This is a genomic window from Bacillus sp. BML-BC051 (assembly GCF_019656175.1).
In the GTDB taxonomy this organism is placed as follows: Bacteria; Bacillota; Bacilli; order Bacillales; family Bacillaceae_G; genus Bacillus_A; species Bacillus_A mobilis.
The window spans coordinates 21,788-44,525 of the sequence record NZ_BPLI01000009.1; the positions used below are offsets into that span (position 1 = coordinate 21,788).

The 22,738-nt window shown below is 35.3% G+C and carries 21 protein-coding genes, 1 pseudogene and 1 other annotated feature; of the genes and pseudogenes, 20 read left to right on the forward strand and 2 right to left on the reverse strand.

Features of this window, described 5'->3' with window-relative positions; all coding sequences use genetic code 11:
* Positions 1 to 6: 6 nt before the first annotated feature.
* Both K5S59_RS02620 and K5S59_RS02625 read right to left on the reverse strand, forming a co-directional pair.
* Positions 7 to 3,036 carry a hypothetical protein gene (locus K5S59_RS02620; RefSeq protein ID WP_202293837.1) on the reverse strand — a complete coding sequence of 1,010 codons (3,030 nt, stop codon included), beginning with the start codon at positions 3,034 to 3,036 and terminating at the stop codon, positions 7 to 9.
* A complete protein-coding gene (locus K5S59_RS02625) occupies positions 2,996 to 4,417 on the reverse strand; it encodes a hypothetical protein (protein ID WP_202293834.1) in 1,422 nt (473 codons plus the stop codon). The genes K5S59_RS02620 and K5S59_RS02625 overlap by 41 nt, the downstream gene beginning before the upstream one ends.
* A gap of 210 nt (positions 4,418 to 4,627) precedes the next feature.
* On the opposite strand from K5S59_RS02625, the pseudogene K5S59_RS30630 reads away from it, so the two are divergent.
* From K5S59_RS30630 to pheA, 20 genes and pseudogenes are all read left to right on the forward strand, one after another.
* Positions 4,628 to 4,693, forward strand: a pseudogene (locus K5S59_RS30630) (JAB domain-containing protein); the annotation flags it as partial.
* Between the two features lie 157 nt (positions 4,694 to 4,850).
* The gene (gene mreB, locus K5S59_RS02630; RefSeq protein ID WP_000466737.1) at positions 4,851 to 5,870 is read left to right on the forward strand and encodes a cell shape-determining protein MreB; all 1,020 of its coding nucleotides are present in this window, start codon (positions 4,851 to 4,853) and stop codon (positions 5,868 to 5,870) included.
* Positions 5,871 to 5,911: 41 nt separating this feature from the next.
* A complete protein-coding gene (gene mreC, locus K5S59_RS02635; RefSeq protein ID WP_098872234.1) occupies positions 5,912 to 6,763 on the forward strand; it encodes a rod shape-determining protein MreC in 852 nt (283 codons plus the stop codon).
* Between the two features lie 14 nt (positions 6,764 to 6,777).
* The gene (mreD, locus tag K5S59_RS02640) at positions 6,778 to 7,323 is read left to right on the forward strand and encodes a rod shape-determining protein MreD (protein WP_000975756.1); all 546 of its coding nucleotides are present in this window, start codon (positions 6,778 to 6,780) and stop codon (positions 7,321 to 7,323) included.
* Positions 7,324 to 7,358: 35 nt separating this feature from the next.
* The gene (gene minC / locus K5S59_RS02645) at positions 7,359 to 8,045 is read left to right on the forward strand and encodes a septum site-determining protein MinC (RefSeq protein ID WP_000391511.1); all 687 of its coding nucleotides are present in this window, start codon (positions 7,359 to 7,361) and stop codon (positions 8,043 to 8,045) included.
* A gap of 2 nt (positions 8,046 to 8,047) precedes the next feature.
* Positions 8,048 to 8,845: a septum site-determining protein MinD gene (minD, locus tag K5S59_RS02650; protein ID WP_000503310.1), complete on the forward strand. Its 798-nt coding sequence runs from the start codon at positions 8,048 to 8,050 to the stop codon at positions 8,843 to 8,845.
* 134 nt (positions 8,846 to 8,979) lie between these two features.
* Positions 8,980 to 9,726, forward strand: coding sequence for a stage IV sporulation protein SpoIVFA (spoIVFA, locus tag K5S59_RS02655; RefSeq protein WP_098258098.1), 747 nt, complete (start codon positions 8,980 to 8,982; stop codon positions 9,724 to 9,726).
* Complete coding sequence (gene spoIVFB, locus K5S59_RS02660) at positions 9,719 to 10,579, forward strand: stage IV sporulation intramembrane metalloprotease SpoIVFB (RefSeq protein WP_220784038.1); 861 nt, start codon at positions 9,719 to 9,721, stop codon at positions 10,577 to 10,579. Before spoIVFA ends, spoIVFB begins: the two co-directional genes overlap by 8 nt.
* 67 nt (positions 10,580 to 10,646) lie before the next feature.
* The gene (locus K5S59_RS02665) at positions 10,647 to 12,035 is read left to right on the forward strand and encodes an Rne/Rng family ribonuclease (RefSeq protein ID WP_120450898.1); all 1,389 of its coding nucleotides are present in this window, start codon (positions 10,647 to 10,649) and stop codon (positions 12,033 to 12,035) included.
* Between the two features lie 77 nt (positions 12,036 to 12,112).
* Positions 12,113 to 12,190 (forward strand) — a sequence feature (ribosomal protein L21 leader region).
* A gap of 14 nt (positions 12,191 to 12,204) precedes the next feature.
* Entirely contained in the window at positions 12,205 to 12,513 is a 309-nt protein-coding gene (gene rplU / locus K5S59_RS02670) for a 50S ribosomal protein L21 (protein ID WP_000270907.1), read from the forward strand.
* 11 nt (positions 12,514 to 12,524) lie between these two features.
* Positions 12,525 to 12,869 (forward strand): ribosomal-processing cysteine protease Prp, encoded by a 345-nt coding sequence (locus K5S59_RS02675; RefSeq protein WP_033656211.1) that lies wholly within the window; start codon positions 12,525 to 12,527, stop codon positions 12,867 to 12,869.
* A gap of 3 nt (positions 12,870 to 12,872) precedes the next feature.
* A complete protein-coding gene (gene rpmA / locus K5S59_RS02680) occupies positions 12,873 to 13,163 on the forward strand; it encodes a 50S ribosomal protein L27 (RefSeq protein ID WP_000944957.1) in 291 nt (96 codons plus the stop codon).
* Positions 13,164 to 13,226: 63 nt separating this feature from the next.
* Positions 13,227 to 13,775, forward strand: coding sequence for a sporulation initiation phosphotransferase B (locus tag K5S59_RS02685; protein ID WP_001003579.1), 549 nt, complete (start codon positions 13,227 to 13,229; stop codon positions 13,773 to 13,775).
* Positions 13,775 to 15,061, forward strand: coding sequence for a GTPase ObgE (gene obgE / locus K5S59_RS02690; RefSeq protein WP_000497121.1), 1,287 nt, complete (start codon positions 13,775 to 13,777; stop codon positions 15,059 to 15,061). Before K5S59_RS02685 ends, obgE begins: the two co-directional genes overlap by 1 nt.
* A 136-nt stretch (positions 15,062 to 15,197) precedes the next feature.
* On the forward strand, positions 15,198 to 15,905 hold the full coding sequence (locus K5S59_RS02695; protein ID WP_000276711.1) for a response regulator transcription factor: 708 nt from the start codon (positions 15,198 to 15,200) through the stop codon (positions 15,903 to 15,905).
* Complete coding sequence (locus tag K5S59_RS02700) at positions 15,895 to 16,977, forward strand: HAMP domain-containing histidine kinase (RefSeq protein ID WP_000865414.1); 1,083 nt, start codon at positions 15,895 to 15,897, stop codon at positions 16,975 to 16,977. Before K5S59_RS02695 ends, K5S59_RS02700 begins: the two co-directional genes overlap by 11 nt.
* A gap of 93 nt (positions 16,978 to 17,070) precedes the next feature.
* Positions 17,071 to 17,847 carry an ABC transporter ATP-binding protein gene (locus K5S59_RS02705; RefSeq protein WP_000114530.1) on the forward strand — a complete coding sequence of 259 codons (777 nt, stop codon included), beginning with the start codon at positions 17,071 to 17,073 and terminating at the stop codon, positions 17,845 to 17,847.
* Positions 17,822 to 19,744 (forward strand): ABC transporter permease, encoded by a 1,923-nt coding sequence (locus K5S59_RS02710; RefSeq protein WP_001011389.1) that lies wholly within the window; start codon positions 17,822 to 17,824, stop codon positions 19,742 to 19,744. Before K5S59_RS02705 ends, K5S59_RS02710 begins: the two co-directional genes overlap by 26 nt.
* A 49-nt stretch (positions 19,745 to 19,793) precedes the next feature.
* Positions 19,794 to 21,707, forward strand: a complete 1,914-nt coding sequence (locus tag K5S59_RS02715; protein WP_001026370.1) for an ABC transporter permease — start codon at positions 19,794 to 19,796, stop codon at positions 21,705 to 21,707.
* A 96-nt stretch (positions 21,708 to 21,803) separates the two neighbouring features.
* Positions 21,804 to 22,655, forward strand: coding sequence for a prephenate dehydratase (gene pheA, locus K5S59_RS02720; protein WP_000621725.1), 852 nt, complete (start codon positions 21,804 to 21,806; stop codon positions 22,653 to 22,655).
* Positions 22,656 to 22,738: the final 83 nt, after the last annotated feature.

Sequence of the window (22,738 nt, forward strand, 5' to 3'; positions counted from 1 at the left end):
TTGTATTTAATAGACACCGTCTGTCAAATATTCTTTAGTCTTTGGTAATTGTTGAGAAAGGAGCGAGAATTTCTCTTTGCCACCTTCAACAAAATCATATATTAAATCACCAAACTGTAGTTTAGCTGATTGAACTTGTAGCCAGAGTAAGTAGAAATGATTGGCCATTTTTTTCTTTTCTCCTTCTTTAGCACTATTAAAATGAGAAATTATATGATGAATTCCTTTTAGATACGTGTCCATTAAATTTGATAAGGCATATACATTAACAATAGAAAATGGACAACAGGTGCAGTCTCTATTACTGGTTATATCGTCATATTTACAGCGGGAAAAGACACATTGGTAATATTCTTGTTTAGAATATAATGTATTGGCCGTTGCTTGAGAAAGTAGATGTTGAATTTCCTCTTTTTTTAAGCTGTTTATTAAATCTATAACTTCCCATTGTTCAGTTGCTAGACGATCTATAAGACCAGAAGAAACCTCTATTTTTTGAACATCACCAAACCTCTTTGTTAACTCTAGCATTTTTTGTGTTTCTACATTTTTTTCAATATTTAATCCATCAAATAATTTGTTGGTTAATAGCTGAGTTATATAGCCGAAGGAATTCCTTTCAAAGATTTGCTCTATTAAATGAGTAAGTTGCTTTTCATCTAATTTAATGTAGTGCATCGTTGAATTTTCATTAAAGTGAGACCTTGAGACCCTAGCGGCGTTTAAAGATCTTAATACTGACCAAATCAAAGTAGTAAGCGTACGATTCATTTTTCGGTTAGAAAATTTAAATTCATGTTTGAAATGTTTAAAAAAGACTTTATGCGCTGTATGTCTTGGTTGAACTATATGACGAGTTTTAAGCCATATTAAAGCACCTACATCTTTAGGTACAGTGTTTTTTTGATTTGAACTTGGAGTAACGATATGATAAGCATTTGCGCGTAATTGACAAATACTTATGGCGGTTGCAAAAGCGATTTTTAAAGGATCAGCAATCCGAAAAATGCTGTCTGCGCCAGTTTTGTGGATCTTTTTTACATAACGACCTACCTGGAAGATTATAGAGTTAGCATCATCTATTGAAGGGTTATTTTGTTTTAACCAATCTAGGTCTGTAATCGAAGTATTCGATAAGTCTACTTCTGGAATTTGAGTTATGACTGTTGCATGGCGCCAATTATTTGTAAGTTGTATTAATATGTATAACCAATAACTGTCATAATTACAGTATTTGTTTCCCTTAAGAAAAGATTCGACATTTTGAATTGCAGTAAGTTTGTGTATTGATAAGTCATTGACAAATCGATATAAATCTTTGTACTCCTCATAGGTATATCTAGATAAATCTACATCACGTTGATTTAAAAAATGGTTAGGATTAGTAAGTTTGTCCAGTGTGTAAGGTGGTTTTTGTGTAACCTCATAAATAGAAGCATAAACTTCTCGGCAAAAATGATATAGGATGCGCTGGTAAGTACGAGGTATGTTTGAGTTTTCTTCAAAAAATAATTTGTTTAAGGATGACGCAGAATAACTATAGATTTCTTTAGTTAATAAATCTGCTAAATGGAAACTTGTTTTTGAGAGTTGGTTAATGTAAATGCTAATATTTGAACTTCTGGTAGCGTGTAATTGTTTTCGAACATATTGAAGCCACAGATCTTTAGTTCGTATTAACTTTTTTGAAAAAGAAATTTGTAAAAGTGTTTCTGTTTTGTAAATGAACTCTTTAAAAGGGTCGTCCATTTCGATACTAATTAGGTTTTTGCAGTTTTTACGATCTAATAAATATTGGTGAACATCTTCTTTTCGAAATAAATTCTTACTGCCATTGTATCTTTTTAATACACCCATTAATAAAGAGGGACATTCAGTAGGTTGAATATTGTTTCTGGGTATATAGGAATACAAAAAATTTGTAGTAGAACCATCTTTGTCCATAAGTAATTTAATCTCCTGGATTGTGTAATATTCTTGCTTATATTGACGTTTTAGAAGCGTTTGTTTTTCGATTAAGTTATGGATTTCATCTTTTGAAAAGAAGTAAATAAAACTTATTTTATCTGTATTGAATTTGTATTCTAATATTTCTACGGGTTTAATGTCATAGCTATCTAATACAATATTTATGTAATCACCGCTGAGTGAAAGGTAATCCATTACTTGCTTCTTTGTATAATACTTTTCCCTATACTCAATATATTTGTCATTGCGCTGAGCGTAACTGCCATTTCCTCCGCTGGTAATTCCTTTTCTATATGTCTGTAAGTATTGGTAATCGTTTTTTGAAATAAATTTGCCATCGTGGCTACTGCCATAAAGCGTATATATTTCTATATTAATGTTAGGCAAGAGGGTGACTAAGTTGCTTCGCCTCATAGATAATTCATTTAATACTTTGTTGATACTCACATGTTGCTCAAAAAAATTAATGACTTTCTCACGAAGAAAAACATGGTGTTGAGGCTGAGGTGTATTTTTGAAATATAAAGGTATTGTAAGTTCCTTGTAACCCAATAAGCTATTCAAATTGTGTTTTTGAATGTTGTTAATCACACTTAGTAATGCCCGGCGTGGAAAGTTTTTTTTTGATTTTTTATCTATAGAGCTTATTCTTAATAAATCATATCCAGTAATGTATTTATCGTCGGTTATATACTTTTCAATGAATTCTAGTGGAATAAAAATATCTTTGTATATTGTGTTGAATTTATGTAGAGGAATATTATGTGTTTTACATAGTTTTCTTAATGTTTGAGGAGAAATATTACAGTTATCCATTATTTGTTTACCAGACATGTGTTTCGCTAGGTAGGCAGAGTCTTCATGTTGATTCAGAAAAAGTTTTGTATCATTTGTCTCCCAAACATCTAGAATATTTGCAGTGGCTAAATGTCTTAGTGTTTGTGTATACAGGTATTTTGAAAAAAAAGGTGCGGATGGGTTTAAGCCAATTCTTTCTGCAAATTGTTCACTGCTAATTAAAGCTTCTTTAATCTGTAAGTCCTGTGTATCTGTTATCTGTATTAGCAAAGTGCATGACATCCTTCCATGTTTTATTTAATTCGATTTCTTCAAATTCATAGGATGAATAAATAGATTTAGGAGATATAGTATCAATTGCATGTATAATGCTACTTGTTGCAGTTAAAATATCGGTGTAGTCTAACATTGCTTGAGGTGATCTATCTCCTCTTAAGATAGCAGTTTGTACAGCACTATAACCAGCATCTAAGCAAAGGTTAGTAAAGGCACCACGTCCGATGTGTGTACTCCATTTTGTTTCACGAAACTCTTTAAAATCTTCATATCTCCCATTTGTATTTTTTAACATTCCTAAGTAAAAACGTTTCAAATTATTGAATATATTTCGGTAAGTATGAGTCTGCATTGCTTCCCCACGGCTATTAACAAATAAAGCTAAATTACTTTTAAACTTACTTTTCCTTTTCATTGAATGATGCTTTTTATTCAACCAATCTAAATGTTTTTTGTATAAGTAAGGAACAAGTGGATCTAGTAAAACAGCTTGATCCCGTGGACGTTTCACTTGGTTGTTACTTTGAGGAGAATATAAAGGAAATAGATTTGGTTGTCTATCTCTAATATTTAAAATTAATCCTTTCTCCCCATATTGTGAGTTATTTTGAGATAATACAGAATTTATATCAAGGTTCATACATTCGGCTGCACGTAAACCACCGAATATCTGTAAGCAAACTGCAAATGCTATATGAGGAAACTCTATTTTCGCTATCATTAAAAATTCTCTTATTATTTTTAAACGTATGGCTTGTTTTTCTTGTGGTGTTGTCCACTTTTGGGTTAGGAAATCTTTTTTCTTAATTACTTCAAGGTCATAGTCTTGTTGTTTGGGTTTCTTATAATAGAGATTTACATTGAAGGTACTTGTTTTTCTGTATGATTTGTTATGACTTAAACTGTTGGAATGGTTTGGTTTATTTATTGGAGGTGTATTCTTTAAAACTTTTTTTTGGATTCCAAAAAAGTAATAAAAATGTAGAAGGTAATGTTCTTTTCGTTTAACAGTATCTCTTAGATTTCCTTTTTCTCCACAATACTCGAGAAAAGATTCCATATGGCATAATTGTAAATCAGCAATACCTCTAATTTCTTTAAATATTGAATGACCGCTCCTCTTTTGATGGAGTATATAGTTAAGAAATTGTACCAAGGTATCTGCAACGGCTTTTTCGCTGTTTATTGAACCTGATTCATTATAGTACTTTTTATCAAGGAAGTCTGTGACTGGGTGAGGGACTACAATCTCTTCTTCTATCAGAAGGCCAATTATATATCGACTATCTGAAATGTATTCATTGCCTTTCTTTCGGTATATGGGCACTTCCCTTTTAACGAATTTTATTGTGTCTCCATTAGACCATAAATCCATATGTTCACCACATCCTATTATATAGTTAAATGTTTTAAAAGAATTTGCCCCTATTCTAAGGATGATTTAATTTTAAGAGTACGTTGCATTAATTTTAGCACAATTCTTACAAAAGGGGCGTAAAAAGAATCCACTATACAGATTGCCTCTAGAAGGGATTCTTTAAAGAAATGATAGGGTTCTATAACTCGCTCTTTTTTGTTGGGATATGTGCTTGATCATATTATAATAGGTGACCATAAATTCGTGAGTTTAAAGGAAAAAGGTCATATTTAAGACTATGCTTTTTACTTATTTTGTTTTATAATGTGATTTATGAGTTTTTTGTAGAAATTTATCTACAAGAAGGATAAAGATATAAAAAACGTACTGTTTTTATAATATAAAGTAAGAAAAAATGAGTCCGTGAAAACAAGAAAGGAAGATAAATAATATGTTTGGATTTGGTGGCTTTACTCGCGATCTTGGAATAGATTTAGGAACTGCGAACACGCTTGTATATGTAAAAGGAAAAGGTGTAGTTTTACGTGAACCTTCAGTAGTAGCGTTACAAACTGATACGAAACAAATCGTTGCTGTAGGTAGCGATGCAAAACAAATGATTGGTCGTACACCAGGAAACGTTGTGGCACTTCGCCCGATGAAAGACGGTGTAATTGCTGATTACGAAACGACAGCAACAATGATGAAATACTACATTCAACAAGCTCAAAAATCAAATGGATTCTTCTCACGTAAACCATACGTAATGGTATGTGTACCGTCTGGTATTACAGCTGTAGAAAGACGTGCAGTAATCGATGCGACTCGTCAAGCGGGTGCTCGTGATGCTTATCCAATTGAAGAACCATTTGCAGCAGCAATTGGTGCAAACTTACCTGTTTGGGAACCAACTGGTAGCATGGTTGTTGATATCGGTGGTGGTACAACAGAAGTTGCAATCATTTCTTTAGGTGGTATTGTAACAAGTCAATCAGTTCGTGTTGCTGGTGATGATATGGATGATTCAATCATTCAGTACATTAAGAAAAGCTACAACTTAATGATTGGTGAAAGAACAGCTGAAGCATTGAAATTAGAAATCGGTTCTGCAGGCGAGCCAGAAGGTATCGAACCTATGGAAATTCGCGGTCGTGATTTAGTAAGTGGTTTACCAAAAACAGTACTAATTCAGCCAGAAGAAATTGCAGATGCATTAAAAGATACAGTAGATGCAATTGTAGAATCTGTTAAAAATACGTTAGAGAAAACTCCACCTGAATTAGCGGCAGACATTATGGACCGTGGTATCGTATTAACAGGTGGCGGAGCATTACTACGTAACTTAGATAAAGTGATTAGTGAAGAAACAAATATGCCAGTTCTTGTTGCAGAAGACCCACTAGATTGCGTAGCAATTGGAACGGGGAAAGCATTAGACAATATCGATCTTTTCAAAACTGCTGCTCGATAATATTGCAAAATAAAAATCAATGAAATTAAGAGGGTGTGAACGTGCCACAGTTTTTCTTAAACAAAAGATTAATTGTTTTGTTAGTTAGTATTATTCTTCTCGTGGCATTGATTGGAATCTCATTGAAAGAACGGAACAGTTTAACATGGCCAGAGCAGTTTGTTAAAGACACTGTCGGTGTTGTAGAACGTGTATTCCAAAAGCCAGCGAAATACGTAGCTGGATTCTTCGAAAATGTAGAGGATGTAAAGCGCACGTATGAAGAGAATAAAGAATTAAAAGCAAAATTAGATAACTATGCAAAGTTATCAGGTGACGTAAAGCAATTAGAAGATGATAAAAAGAAGTTACAAGAGTTAACGGGTAAAAAAGAGTTGCCTAGTGATTATACTGAAATTCCAGCTACTGTCGTTTCTCGTAACCCGGATAAATGGTACGATTTAGTTGGAATTGATAAAGGGGCACAGCAAGGAATTAAAAAAGATATGGCTGTAGTAACTTCACAAGGTCTAGTTGGACGAGTGAAAAGCGTATCTCAGTTTACATCATCAGTAGAATTGCTAAGCTCTATGAGCCGAACGAATCGTGTTTCTGCTATCGTACAAGGTGATGAAAAAATCTTTGGATTGATTGAAGGTTACGACAAAGAAAAGCACTTACTTCTTTTCACAAAGATTGGCTCTGATGCAGATGTAAAAACCGACCAACTAGTAGTAACATCTGGACTCGGTGATATTTTCCCGAAAGGTCTTGTAATTGGAACAATCGTTGATGTTCAGCCAGATCCATACGGTTTAACAAAAACAGCTTATGTAAAACCTGCCGCTGATTTAAATGACGTAGAGCATATTATGGTTGCGAAACGTGCAATGCCTTCAGCGCCATTAGAATAGGAGGGAGAGAAGAGATGATGAAGATTCTAAAAAGAGCAGCTCTTCCTCTTTTGCTCCTTTTTGTTTTTCTATTTGAAAATATGTTTGCTACTATTGTTCCAACAGAGGTTTTTTGGAAAGACAGTATAGCAGCACCTCATTTCTTTATAATTGCGTTATGTTTTATTACTGTGTACTATAGTCCGGTCCAAGGGATTTATTACGGACTATTATTTGGTTTCTTATTTGATACCGTATACACAGAACTTGTCGGTATATATATTTTTGCGTATCCGATTTTAGCTTATTTAGTTTATAGTGTGATGAAGATACTACAATTGAATTTATTTATTGTTGCTTCTATCGTACTAGCTAGCATTGTAGCACTAGAGTATTATGTGTATGGATTTTTAACTTTGTTAGGACGTACTCATATGTCAGCGTATGTCTTTTTCACAGATCGTCTCCTGTCTACTTTATTGCTAAATGCAATTTTCTTATTGATAGTTTGTTTCCCACTGAGACGATATTTAGTGCGTCTTTCAAAAGCGATGGAAGAAAAAGAAAAAAGGATTTTCTAATTTTATGTCGAATTGAATCGGTGGGGTGAACTTTAGTGGAAGAAAAAAAGCAACAAAATGTAACAATAAAAGGGACAAAAGACGGTATAACGCTTCATTTAGATGATTGTTGTTCATTCTCTGAATTACTGGAGGAATTGGATGAAAAGCTTTCTACACATTACTATGATGGTGATGGGCGCTCTTTAATTGAAGTGCATGTGAAAGTGGGAAATCGTTATTTAACAGAAGTCCAACAAGAAGAGATTCGTACGTTAATTCGTAATAAAAAGAATCTTGTTGTGGATTCAATTGAAAGTGATGTTATAACTAAAGCAGAAGCAATAGCTTGGAAAGAAGAAACAGAAATTGTCCCTATTTCCAAAATTGTTCGCTCTGGACAAGTTTTACATGTAAAAGGAAATTTATTGTTAATTGGAGATGTTAATCCAGGCGGAACGGTTATCGCTGGGGGGAATATTTTTGTCGTAGGATCATTAAGAGGAATTGCGCATGCTGGGTATTATGGGGATTCGGATGCTGTAATCGCTGCATCTGATATGAACCCGATGCAACTTCGAATTAGTGATGTGGCAATGCGGGCTCCGGAAGAGAAAGAAGACGGAGCGGAGGCGGCAGAATGTGCGTATATTAATGAGAACAATCACATTGTTGTCGATCGACTGCAACTTCTCACTCATCTTAGACCTAATTTAACAAAGTTAGAAAGGGGAATTGTATAGCTGTGGGAGAGGCAATAGTAATTACATCTGGAAAAGGCGGAGTAGGTAAAACTACAACGTCTGCGAACATTGGTACAGCCCTGGCGTTATCTGGAAAGAAAGTGTGCTTAATTGACACAGATATCGGTCTTCGAAACTTAGACGTAGTAATGGGGCTGGAAAATCGTATTGTATTTGATCTTGTTGATGTCGTTGAAGGGCGTTGCCGTTTACCTCAGGCGCTTATTAAAGATAAGCGTTTTGATGATCTTTATTTATTACCTGCAGCACAAACGAGTGATAAATCAGCGGTAACACCTGAACAAATGGATGAATTAATACAAGTATTACGTCAAGATTATGATTACATATTAATTGATTGTCCTGCGGGGATTGAGCAGGGATTTAAAAACGCGGTAGCTGGTGCGGATAAAGCAATCGTTGTTACGACGCCAGAAGTATCCTCAATGCGCGATGCGGATCGTATTATCGGGCTTTTAGAAAAAGAGGATATTGAACCACCGAAACTTGTTATTAATCGTGTGCGTAGTCATATGCTTCATGAGCAGGATATGTTAGATGTTGATGAAATCGTACGTACATTGTCAATCGAGCTTCTTGGTGTTGTCGAGGATGATGATGAAGTTATTCGTGCTACAAATACAGGTGAACCTGTAGCGTTGCAACCGAGCGGGAAAGCAGCGTTAGCTTATCGGAATATTGCAAGACGCTTGTTGGGTGAGAATGTACCATTGCAAGCATTTGAACAAGAAAAGGTATCGGTATTTACAAAGATGAAAAACTTCTTTGGAATCCGTTAAAAGCACTTCGCGCATATGCGAAGTGCTTTCTTTTTTCTTCCACACGAATATCTTCCTTTCTTAACTCATACATATGTACAAACTGTATACAACTGTTTCTATTTTAATTAGCTTAACGAAAGAAAGGAGACAGTATGAAGAATAGACGTGTAGAAGAAATTAAAAAACGGATTGCGAAAAGGAAGGCAGAGCAAGAAAGGATGGAGGAAGAGCAGTATTTTGCTGGAGGGAATTTCGATAGTGAAACAGTATATATTGAAGATGGAGAAAAGGAAATTCATCCTTTATTTCGAAAAGAAGTATTTTTCTTCAAATTTTTGTTATCAGCAATATTAGTTCTCTCTGTCGCTATTTTATATAAGAATGCACCCTCCTCTTTCGACGGTGCAAAAGCTGTTACAGAAAAAGTAATGAAAGAAGAATTTCAGTTTGCTACTGTAGCGAAATGGTACGAAAAGCAGTTTGGAAAACCGCTCGTATTTTATTCACCTACTGAGAAAAAGGAAGGAACCACTCAGCAAAAAGATTATGCAATTCCTGCTTCAGGAAAGGTAATGCAAGGGTTTCAAAAAAATGGCCAAGGTGTCTTTGTTCAAACAGCTACAAATGCGACTGTTGAGTCAGTGAATGAAGGGTTAGTTGTTTTTGCAGGAAAGAAAGAGGAACTTGGTAATACAGTTCAAATTCAGCATGCAGATGGAACGGAATCGTGGTATGCGAATTTAAATGACATGTCAGTGAAATTATATGATTACGTTTCAAAGAAACAAAAAATTGGAACGGTAAATAATGATGCAAATAATAAAAATGGTAAGTTTTATTTCGCGATAAAAAAGAATGAAAAATTTATTGACCCGATTCAGGTGATTTCATTTGATTAAATATAGAGAAGTTTTAACGAAGATTTCAGTGCATCCGTTGTTTTGGGTTATTATTGTCATTGGTATTTTTACGGCACGTTTTAAAGAGTTACTACTGTTATTTTGTATCGTTCTTATCCATGAACTTGGGCATGCCTTTGCGGCGGCACACTACAATTGGCGTATAAAAAAGATTCAACTTTTACCGTTTGGTGGTGTGGCTGAGCTTGAGGAACATGGGAATAAGTTATTGAAAGAGGAACTCGTTGTCGTAATTGCAGGACCTATACAACATATTTGGATGATGGCGGTAGGTTATATAGTGTTTGAAGCTGGTTGGCTAGGTGCGGACTTATATTATTTCTTTATATGGAATAATATAATTATTTTAGCGTTTAATTTACTACCTATTTGGCCTCTTGATGGCGGGAAAGTATTGTTTAACGTATTATCATATCGTTTTCCTTATTTACAAGCACATGAAAAGATGATGAAATTATCATGTGTTTTTTTTAGTGTAATACTAGTGTGGCAGTTACTTTGGAATAGTAACAATATTATGATGTGGGTACTACTCATATTTTTAGCAGTGTCGTTATACCAAGAGTGGAAACAAAGACAGTATTCCTTTATGCGTTTTTTATTAGAACGTTATTATGGGAACAAAAGAGGAATTGAAAAGATTGCACCTATTGAAGTGCAATCAGAAGATCATTTATATAAGATCTTCACAAAATTTCGTAGAGGGTATAAGCACTCTATTATCGTCCATGGAAAATATAAAGAACATTACACATTGGATGAAAATGAATTACTCTATGCGTATTTTACTGAAAAACGAACAACTTCATCGGTTGAAGAATTAATCGGTTAGTGTTGACGATAGCACTAACCTTTTATTATTGTAAAAGCAAAGAAGATTATAAAGTGAGGAAAGAATTTTGAAAACGTTATATATGAACTACGCAGGATCGGAAAAACGCGTTGCAATTGAAGAGAAGAACAAAATTGTTGAGTTTTTATGGAAACGAAATGAAGAACAAGAGATTGTGGGGCATATTTATGTTGGACGTGTCGTAAGAACAATAGCTGGAATGAACGCAGCATTTGTAAACATCGGTTTAGAAAAACATGCGTATCTTTCATATGATGATGTACCATCTTCATATCGTATACATGAAGGGCAAGCGGTACTTGTACAAGTTGTGAAAGAGGCAATTGATACGAAAGGGCCGAAATTGACAGCAAACATAGAATTTACCGGGAAATATGTCGTTTATATGCCATATGATGAAATGCGTGCCGTTTCTCGAAAAATAAAAAATAATAAAAGAAGGCAACAGCTACTCCAAATTGAGGTAGAAGGAACAGGAGGGTACATTTTCCGTTCTGCTTCTGAAAAAGGAGAAATTGAAGAAATACAAGCTGAAATGCAAAGGTTACAGCAGTTATATGAAGAGTTAAAAAGAAAAGAGTGTCAAGGAAAGGCACCGTTGCTACTTCATCGACCGGCCACCTTTTTAGATCGTGTATTTCAAGAAAATCCAATTGAAACGATTGAAAAAGTAGTTGTAGATACAAGAAGTATAGTGAAAGAATTAGAAGAAAAAGTAGGAAAAGAAAAAGTAGCTTTTTATAATGAAAAATCGTCAATGTTTAACCATTTTGGAATAGAGCGTGAGATTGAGAAAGCACTTCAAAAAATTGTTTGGCTCCCGAATGGTGCTTATTTAATTGTGGAACAAATGGAGACGATGACTGTAATTGATGTGAATACGGGCAAGTTTACTGGAAAACAGAATTTACAAGATACAGTCCTTCGTACAAATGAGGCGGCAGCTGAAGAGATTGCACGTCAATTAAGACTACGTGATATCGGTGGTATGATATTAATTGATTTTATTAATATGAAAAGAAGAGAAGATAAAGAAAAGGTAAGAGAATGTCTCCTGGCTGCTATGAAAAATGATCGCACATATACAAGAGTGCTCGGTTTTACAGAGTTAGGGATTTTGGAGATGACACGTAAACGTAAGAAACATTCTTTACGCGACGTATTACTAGAAGAGTGTGTACCGTGCAAAGCGACGGGGTATGTAATGTCATATGAAACAATTGCGTATGAGTTAGAGAGAGAGCTAATTACATATGGCGATATAGAGGATGAGGCAGTATTAATTGCTGCACCTAAAGAATTACAAAAACAATTTTTGCAAAAAGAATTACAAAAAAATATTCCATTTGAAATTTATTTCAAAGATGATATGATCGAAAAGTACGCTATTATCCGTTTTGGAAGTAAAAAAGAAATTGTAGAACGGAAAAAATAGTTAGTAGAACTTTCATTGACAATAGTCAATGAATTATGGTAACATCTTTATGTTATAGTTTATAGCACCTAAACGGCTATATGCTACAACCGCACAAAACAGGTTCCCTAAAGACATTTATGTCTACCTCGTTTTTGGCGAGTCTTAGTAATTAAGAGGAGGTGCAAGTATGTACGCAATTATCGAAACAGGTGGAAAACAAATTAAAGTTGAAGCTGGTCAAGCAATCTACATTGAAAAATTAGATGTTGAAGCTGGTGAAACTGTTACTTTTGACAAAGTTCTTTTCGTTGGTGGCGAAAACGTTAAAGTTGGTAGCCCAGTTGTAGAAGGTGCAACAGTTACTGCGAAAGTTGAAAAACAAGGTCGCGCTAAGAAAATTATCGTTTTCAAATACAAAGCGAAAAAGAACAATCGTAAGAAACAAGGTCATCGTCAACCTTACACTAAGCTAGTTGTTGAAGCTATCAACGCTTAATCCGGGTTAACATGATTAAAATTACGATAAGTCGCACGAAATTAGGAAGTATCCAATCATTTAAAATGACTGGACATGCCAATTATGCGCCACATGGACAAGACCTTGTCTGTGCTGGAACTACAGCGGTTGTGTTTGGTTCTATAAATGCAGTGGAAGAACTTTGTAATGTGCAGGCAACTATTGAACTCGGAAGTGATGGTGGATTCTTAACGTATGAATTGCCTAATGATTTAGACATTCATACAGCAGAAAAAGCACAGATACTTTTAGAAGGATTGGTTGTTTCGCTTAAGACGATCGAACTTGATTACGGAAAGTATATCCGTTTAATAGAAAAAGTGCAGGAGGTGTAACGTATGTTAAGATTAGATCTTCAGTTTTTCGCATCTAAGAAAGGTGTAGGTAGTACAAAGAACGGTCGTGACTCTCAGTCAAAACGTCTTGGTGCTAAACGCGCAGATGGTCAAACGGTTTCAGGTGGTTCAATTCTTTACCGTCAACGCGGTACAAAAATTTATCCAGGTGTTAACGTTGGTCGTGGTGGCGATGACACTTTATACGCGAAAGTTGACGGCGTAGTACGCTTTGAGCGTCTTGGCCGTGACCGCAAACAAGTGAGCGTATATCCTGTTGCTCAAGAAGCATAAGAACTCACGGAAAACTCTAACCTGAGTGCAGGTTAGAGTTTTTCTATATTAAGGGGTATCTAAATGAATGAAAAATGGACAATTATAGATGCATTGCGCCATTCAAGACATGATTGGCTCAATCGTATGCAGATGGTGAAAGGAAACCTTTCCCTTGGAAAAGTGGAAGAAATTCATAGTCTCATCGATCGTTTTGTCCAAGAAGCGAGACAAGAATCCAATCTGATAGGGCTATCAATGCCTTTATTTTCAGAGTGGATTTTAACATATAATTGGAAACAGCAGCCGTGCTTATTGGAGTACGAAGTATTAGGGAAATTACATAACTTATCTCACTTAGATGAGACTGTATGTACATGGACGAATCAATTTTTCTCAATGCTTCAGCATAGTTTAGACGTATATGTTGAAAATTATGTTTGTATCACAATTGAATGTGACGCGGAGAATGCTCGTTTCTTTTTTGATTTTCGTGGTAAGCTAACGAGTGTAGAAGAACTACAGAATTGGCTTGCGAACCAAAACAATAAATGGTATTCCATTTCTTATACAGTACGAGACGAAGAAGTCTCAGTTATATTACAACCAATCGAAAAAAGTGTGGTGAAATAATGTTTGTAGATCAGGTCAAGATATATGTAAAAGGCGGCGACGGTGGTAACGGAATGGTTGCGTATCGTCGTGAGAAGTATGTACCTAAAGGTGGCCCAGCAGGTGGCGACGGTGGTAAAGGTGCAGATGTTGTTTTTGTTGTTGAGGAAGGCTTACGTACATTAATGGACTTCCGCTACCAACGTCATTTCAAAGCTGATCGTGGTCAGCACGGAATGAGTAAAGGTCAGCACGGTCGTAAATCTGAAGATTTAATCGTAAAGGTTCCACCAGGAACAATAGTAAAAGATGAAAAAACAGGACAAATTCTTGCCGATTTAGTAACGCATGAGCAAACAGCTGTAATCGCAAGAGGTGGTCGTGGTGGCCGTGGTAACTCACGTTTCGCAACAGCAACGAATCCAGCGCCAGAAATCGCTGAGAACGGGGAACCAGGTCAAGAACGTGATGTCATTCTAGAGCTTAAAGTGCTAGCAGATGTTGGACTTGTTGGATTCCCAAGTGTAGGTAAATCTACATTATTATCTGTTGTATCATCAGCGCGTCCGAAAATTGCAGAGTATCACTTTACAACAATCGTTCCAAATCTTGGTGTTGTTGAAACGGGTGATAACCGCAGCTTCGTTATGGCTGACCTTCCTGGACTAATTGAAGGCGCACATGCCGGCGTCGGACTTGGACACCAATTCTTACGTCATATTGAGCGTACACGTGTAATCGTACACGTTATTGATATGTCTGGTTTAGAAGGCCGTGAGCCATATGAAGATTATGTAACAATCAATAATGAATTAAAAGAATACAATATGCGTTTAACAGAGCGTCCACAAGTTGTTGTTGCAAACAAAATGGATATGCCAGATGCAGAAGAAAACTTACAAGCATTTAAAGAGAAAGTGGGAGACGAAGTAAAAATCTTCCCAATCTCAGCTGTAACAAAACAAGGTGTTCGTGACTTACTATTTGAAGTAGCGAACTTATTAGAAACAACACCAGAATTCCCAATGTACGATGTTGTCGAAGAGTCTGAAGCAAGTGTAATGTACAAATTTGATGCTGAAAGTCTTAAATTTGAAATTACACGTGAAAGTGACGGCACATTTGTTATTTCTGGTTACGATATTGAGAAGACATTTAAAATGACAGACTTCTCACGTGATGAATCTATACGTCGTTTCGCTCGCCAAATGCGTGGAATGGGTATTGATGAAGCGCTTCGTGCACGTGGTGCAAAAGATGGAGATATTGTAAAAATTCTTGAATATGAATTTGAATTTATCGACTAAGACTGCCGAAATATGGCAGTCTTTTTTTATGTAAATTTCTGATTCGTATAGGAAAAAATACCCACTAATTAAATTTTCAATTTATAATAGAACAAGGAGTGGTGTTGGAAGAATTTTTTATGGGGAGAAAACGAATATGTATAAAATATTAATTGTAGAAGACGATGAAAAAATAGCGGGAATATTAGAGGAGCATTTAGAAAGGTATGGCTATCAATCATTTAGAGCAAGTGATTTACGTCATATAAAAGATGAGTTCGTGAAAATAAATCCTCATCTCGTACTACTGGATATTAATTTACCATATTTTGATGGGTTTTATTGGTGTCGTCAAATACGTACTGTATCGAATGCACCAATTATTTTTGTTTCTGCAAGAACAGGGGAAATGGATCAAGTAATGGCAATTGAAAATGGCGGAGATGATTACATTACGAAGCCGTTCCATTTAGATATCGTAATGGCAAAGGTGAAAAGTGCACTTCGCCGTGGCTATGGTGAGTATGCCTCTGTTGCTGAGAGTGATTGTTTAGGTGTAAATGGACTGTTGTTATTCCCGTCTCAACACGTTGTTGAGTGGCAGGGACAACAAACGGAGCTGACAAAAAATGAATTTTACTTATTAGAGTGTTTAATGAAACAAGCAAATCAATATGTAACGCGCGAAGAACTGTTAGAAGCCCTGTGGGATGAGGTAGCTTTTGTTGATGATAATACATTAACCGTTAATGTAAAACGCGTAAGGAAGAAACTAGAGGAGCTAGGCATTCAAAATGCAATTGTAACGAAACGTGGATATGGTTATGCGCTTCTTACAGAGTGGGGCGAAGGGCATGAAGGTTAAAAATTACCTCATGGATCGCTTTTCTTTACTTCTTTCTTATATTGTTAGCCTTTGTTTATTTGGGCTTGTAATGCAGTTGCAAAGCCTTTTAGAAAAGCGATCCATTGATTGGAGTACGTGGTTATATGGGCTTTTATTAGGGACAGTTGTATTTACTGTATACCTCATTTACGATTATCGAAAACGAAGTGTGTTTTTAAAAAGAATTGAAAAATATGTTGCCAGCGGAAATACATTACACGATTCTTTACTTATTGATACTTCTTATACGTCAGAGCAAGAGATGGTCGTTGAATCGTTTACGCTATTAAGGCAGCAATATATGAATGAAATTCATAAACAACATGCGAAAGAACAACAGCAAATGATATTTATGAACCAGTGGATTCATCAAATGAAAACACCAGTATCGGTTATAGAATTGCTATTACAAAAGTTTGGTAAAGACCATCGTGAAGCAAGAGCAACAGTTGAAAGTATTCGTGAAGAAAATAACCGTATACTAAATGGTTTAGATTTAGCGTTACATATGGCAAGGTTAGAGCAGTTTGCGAAAGATTATAAAGTAGAAGTAGTAAATGTGCTAGATATTATTCGAGGTATTATTAATGAAAATAGAAAGTCTTTCATTCAATCGTCTGTATTTCCGAAAGTAATGTTTGATGAAGATACTTGTATGGTTGCATCTGATAGAAAATGGCTCAGTATTGCTATAGGGCAAATTGTTGTAAATGCAATTAAGTATACAAAAATTTCAGAAGTAGAGAAAAAGGAAATTCAATTTCAAATTGAAGAGAAAGATCAAAAGGTGTTACTACATATTAAGGACAATGGAATTGGTATTCCAGAACAAGATGTAAAGCGAGTATTTGATCCGTTCTTTACAGGAATAAATGGCCGTAAAACGAGAGAAGCGACTGGGATGGGTCTATATATTACAAAGGAAATTTGTGATAATTTACATCACGGTATTTATGTGCAATCGGTTGAAGGGGAAGGGACAACATTCACGTTCCAATTTGCAAAAGATGAAGAATATCATACATTAATGAGAAAAATGACAAAACTGTAAGATAACAAAACGTTTTGTAAGGGAAATCACTCGTTTCTTTTTCTTATTTTTCTTATAGTAAATGTAAGAAGAAAACACATAGGGGGATTAGAAATGAGTGTTCTTGAAGTAAAAGGATTAACAAAGGTGTATCAATCAAAAGGTTCAGTAGCGACGACTGCTTTAAATGATATAAATTTTAAAATAGAAGAAGGCGAATTTGTAGGGATTATGGGTCCTTCAGGAAGCGGAAAAACAACGCTTTTAAATTTATTAGCAACAATTGATAAGCAAACTTCAGGTCATGTGCTTGTAAATGGCGAAGAAATTAATCAAATGCGTGCTGCAAAATTAGCGGAGTTTCGCCGTACACATTTAGGATTCATCTTCCAAGATTTTAACTTGCTTGACACGTTATCGATTAAAGAAAATATTATTTTACCACTTGTCATGGCGAAGAAATCTGTAAATGAAATCGATGCGAAAGTGCTTGAGATTGCAAAGTTTTTAAATATCGAAGAAATTTTAAATAAAAAAGTATATGAAGTATCAGGCGGACAACAACAACGTGCAGCAGCAGCGAGAGCAATTATTCATGAGCCTACGTTAATTTTAGCGGATGAACCAACTGGAAACTTAGATTCGAAGTCAGCAAAATCATTAATGAGCGCGTTGCAAGACTTACATGAACAAAAGAAAGTAACAATTGCAATGGTAACGCATGATCCGGTAGCTGCGAGTTATTGCGAACGTATTCTATTCATTCGCGACGGAGAAATTTTCTCAGAAATACATAAAGGAAGAACGAAACAAGCCTTTTTCCAAGAAATTTTGGACGTACTTGCGATGCTAGGAGGAGAATATCATGAACTTTCGCCAGCTCGCGCTTAATAACGTAAAAGGAAATTGGCGTAATTATAAAGCGTTTCTTATAAGCAGTTGCTTATCGATAGTCGTATTTTTCATGTATGCTTCCTTTATTTATCATCCAGATGTCGTAAGCGGTAATATTAGTATGAAGACGATGATTACAAAAGGATTAGAATCGATGAATTATATTGTAGTCATCTTCTCAGCACTCTTTATTTTATATGCAAATTCAACATTTTTACGAGCAAGGAAAAAAGAGTTTGGTCTATTAACATTAATAGGCGGAACGAAGTCTCAACTTGGCCGAATGATTATATTAGAACAATTGATGTTAGGTAGTATTGCCATTGTAGCAGGTATTGGAATTGGAATGCTTTGTTCAAAATTGTTTTTCCAAGCACTGAGTGTATTACTAAAAATTGATAAAACACTTCCGCTTGTATGGAATAGCAAAGCAGTTCTTATTACAGCTGGTGTGTACTTTATTCTATTTTTACTCCTATCATTGTTTAGCGTTTGGACAGTAGGGCGCTTGCAAATTATTGATTTATTAAGAGAAGCAAGAAAGCAAAAAGTAGAGCCTTTTGCATTTACATGGTTATGTGTAGCCGGTATAGGATGTATCATTGGTGCATATGTCCTTTGCTTCCAAGTAACAATTATGAATTTTATTATGTATTTCTTACCGATTGTAGGATTGACCATTGGCGGAACGTATTTACTATTTACACAAGGTAGTACAGTCGTATTAAAGGCATTACAAAAACGAAAAAAATCTTTTTATACATATCCAAATATGTTTGTACTTAGCAACCTTATTTATAAAATGAAAGATAATGCTCGTTTTCTATTTGTAATTTCTATCATTACGGCGGTTGTTTCTTCAGCGGTAGGTACGCTTTATGTATATTTTGAAAATATGAGTGCGAAAACGGTAGAGCTTACGCCGCATGCTATTTCATATGAGGAAAAGGGATTAAATACGCATAGCCTTATTAATGAAGAAAGAGAACAAGAAATTGTAAAAAAACATGGGTTTGAAGATGCACGAAAAGTAACCTACGTAAAACTACCTGCAACAAAGAAAATAATGTTGTTTAACAGTGAACATGAAGTACCTATGGCGGTTATTTCAGAAAAAGAATATAACGCGGAAGTGCGTAAACAAAAGAAAGAGCAAATTACAGAGGTTCATAACGCACCAGGTAGTGCGACGATGGTTATGGTTGATGCAGCAAATGAACTTATGAAAATAGATCGTACGAAACCGTATGAATTTACAATTAACGGACAAAAGCAGTCTGTTCAATTAAATGAGACAACGTCATATTCTGTTTTTAACGATAGTGAATATCTTATTGTGAATGATCAAGATTTTGAGAAATACGCAAAGCTCGTACCAGATGAAGAAAAGACGAAATATTACGGTTATTATATAGAAGACTGGAAAAGTACGGAAGACCTTGTGTTAGATTTGAAAAAGGAAGTTGCGCCGGATAAGCAAGGGGAATTAAATAACTCGGTGCTCGCTTATAAAAATATAAGGGAATCAGGAGCAATTACGATGTTTATCGGTTTCTTTGTAGCTGTACTGTTCTTCTTCTTCGCTTGTAGTATGACATACTTTAAGTGGTTTAACGATAAAGAACAAGATCGTATTCAATTTAAATCGTTAAAGAGAATCGGTATGACAGATAAAGAAATTCGTAAAATTGCAATTCGACAAATGGGCGTTATCTTTTTTATCCCGATTATAATCGGTGCAATTCATAGTGGATTTGCTCTTTATACGTTAGGGAATATGCTTTATATCGATTTATGGAAATCAGGTGCGATTGTAATTGGAGCATATATTTTAGCTTCTGCCATTTACTTTATGATTGCGCAAAGAGGATATTTAAAACACGTAAAAAGCTAGGGGAATCTCTAGCTTTTTGCCTATGTAGTAAGTTACAGGAGGACGATAGATGAACATTCGGCAACTAGCGCTGCAAAATATAAAAGGGAATTGGCGTAATTATAAAGTGTTTTTCTTAAGTAGTTGTTTTGCGATATTTGCTTCTTATGCATACATGTCTGTCATTGTACATCCGTATATGCAAGAGACAATGTGGTATCAAAACGTACGCTGGGGACTTATCGTATGTAATGTTATAATCATTTCTTTTTTCGTCATATTTATTTTGTACTCTACTTCTATTTTCATAGAGGCACGTAAGAAAGAATTAGGATTATATATGTTAATGGGAGCAACGAAATCTAACGTAATAGGAGTGATTATGACCGAGCAAATGTTGATCGGGGTATTTGCTAATATTTTCGGCATTGGGCTTGGTATGATCTTTTTAAAGCTCTTCTTCATGGTGTTTAGTATGTTACTGGGGCTTCCGAAAGAACTCCCTGTCATATTTGACGTGAGAGCGATTTGGGTAACGTTCATTACATATATGGTTGTTTTTATTTTGTTATCTTTTATAAGTGCTTTACGTATATGGAATATAAAAATCATTCGGTTATTGAAAGAATTTCGAACGGATAAAAAAGAGAAGAAAACATCAATGTGGCTTTGTACATGCGGCTTTGTTTGTTTAGGGACAGGATACGCGTTAGCGCTACGAGTGACGATGGAAACGATAGGATTATATTTTTTCCCTGTGTCTATACTTGTCTTTTTCGGAACGTACTTTTCTTTTACACACGGTACAATCCAATTGTTAGAAATGATTAAACGAAATAAAAAGATTATGTATACATATCCGTATTTATTTATAGTGAATCAATTGTCATATCGAATGAAAGAAAATGGTCGCTTTTTCTTTATGCTTTCTATGGCAACGACGTTTGTAGTTACGGCAACAGGTACGGTGTTCTTATATTTTTCTAGCATGCAAGATATGTGGCGGGATGGGGGCGCGCACTCATTTTCATATATAGAAAAAGGTGTTTCTACCCATGAAGTCTTTGAGGAGGATGCGGTTGAAAAGTTACTACATCAGTATGGGTATGATGATTTTCAATCTATGAGTTTTGTTGGAGTGTATGCATCCTTTCAGTCTAATAAAGGAGAAACAACAATAGCACCGCTTATAAAAGAAAGTGAATATAACCAAGAAGCGAGGAAACAAAAACAGAAAACATATCGTCCTAAAAAAGGTACAGTGACACTCGTGTATTATAATAAATACAATAATTCAAATGTATATAATCAAAAAGAGATTCAATTGCAAGTAATGAACCAACCATATCAATTCGTATTTAACGGTCAGAAAGAAGGGGTTCAATTTAACTATCACCTTTCGTACATTAATGGTCTGTTCTTCGTCATGAATGATGAAGATTTTGACAGTATAGCAAATAAGGTTCCGGATTCTGAAAAAATGATATATAGAGGATACACATTACCAAATATCGAAAATACGAAAAAATTAAATGAAGATTTACGGAAACATATGAAACAAGATGATAATAACGCATTTCGAAGTAATATGGAGTTATATGTGAATATGAAAGAGTTCGGCAATATTACTCTATTTATAGGCTCATTCATTAGTATATTATTTTTCCTTACATCATGTAGTATCGTATATTTTAAATGGTTTCATAATATTTCATCGGATAGAAAGCAGTACGGGGCACTCTCTAAACTGGGAATGACGAAGGAAGAAGTATGGAAGATTTCTCGCTGGCAATTGTGTATGCTATTTTTTGCGCCAATTATAGTGGGGAGTATGCATAGTGCGGTTGCGTTATATACGTTTCATAATACGATCTTTATGGATGGTTCATTAAGAAAAGTAGGCTTGTTTATTCTGTATTATATCGCTGCATGCATCATGTATTTCTTTTTCGCTCAAAGAGAATATAGGAAACATTTAGACTAGCGAACGCTAGTCTTTTTTAAATATTCGAAATTTACATAGAAGAATATAAAAAAGTATGGTATAACAGTAAGAAAACGAAAAAGAGGGGAAAAGACGATGATTCGAGTAGGATATTTAGGACCAGAAGCAACATTTACAAATATGGCGGTGAGTCGTTTTTTTCCGGAAGCAGAGCATGTACCGTATCGAACGATTCCAGACTGTATGGATGCAGCTGCAAATGGAAATGTAGATTATGCAGTGGTACCACTAGAAAACGCTATAGAAGGTTCAGTGAATATAACAGTCGATTATCTCGTGCATGAGCAGCCGCTTTCTATTGTAGGAGAAATTACAGTACCCATTCAGCAACATTTACTTGTACATCCGCAGTATGCAGAAGTGTGGGAAGAAGTATATGCAGTGCATTCTCACCCACACGCTATTGCCCAATGTCATAAGTTTTTAAATGAAGAATTAAAAGGGATAACTGCTCGAGATATGACATCAACAAGTGCTGCTGCGCAATATGTGAAAGAACATCCTGAAGAAAAAATTGCTGCCATTGCGAATGAAGCAGCTGCAGAGAAATATGGATTAACGATCGTAAGACGAAGTATTCATACACATAAAAATAATCATACACGTTTCCTAGTGCTCCATAAGAAAAAGAAAGCAATACTCTCAAATAATGGAGAAAACCGCGGAGAGAAAACGACGCTTATGATAACGTTACCTGCTGATTATGCAGGGGCACTATACCAAGTGTTATCAGCTTTCGCATGGAGAAAATTAAATCTATCAAAAATCGAATCTCGCCCGATGAAAACAGGTCTTGGTAATTATTTTTTCTTAATCGATGTCGATAAAGCATACGATGATGTATTATTGCCAGGCGTAACGATGGAACTTGAAGCACTCGGCTTTTCTGTTACTGTGCTGGGGAGTTATTCTTCTTATTGGTTGTAAAGGGGAGTATTTGTAGTTAAGTCGATATCATTTCAGTCGCTAGTATAATGTGCGATAGATAAATAAAATCCCACCTATAAATG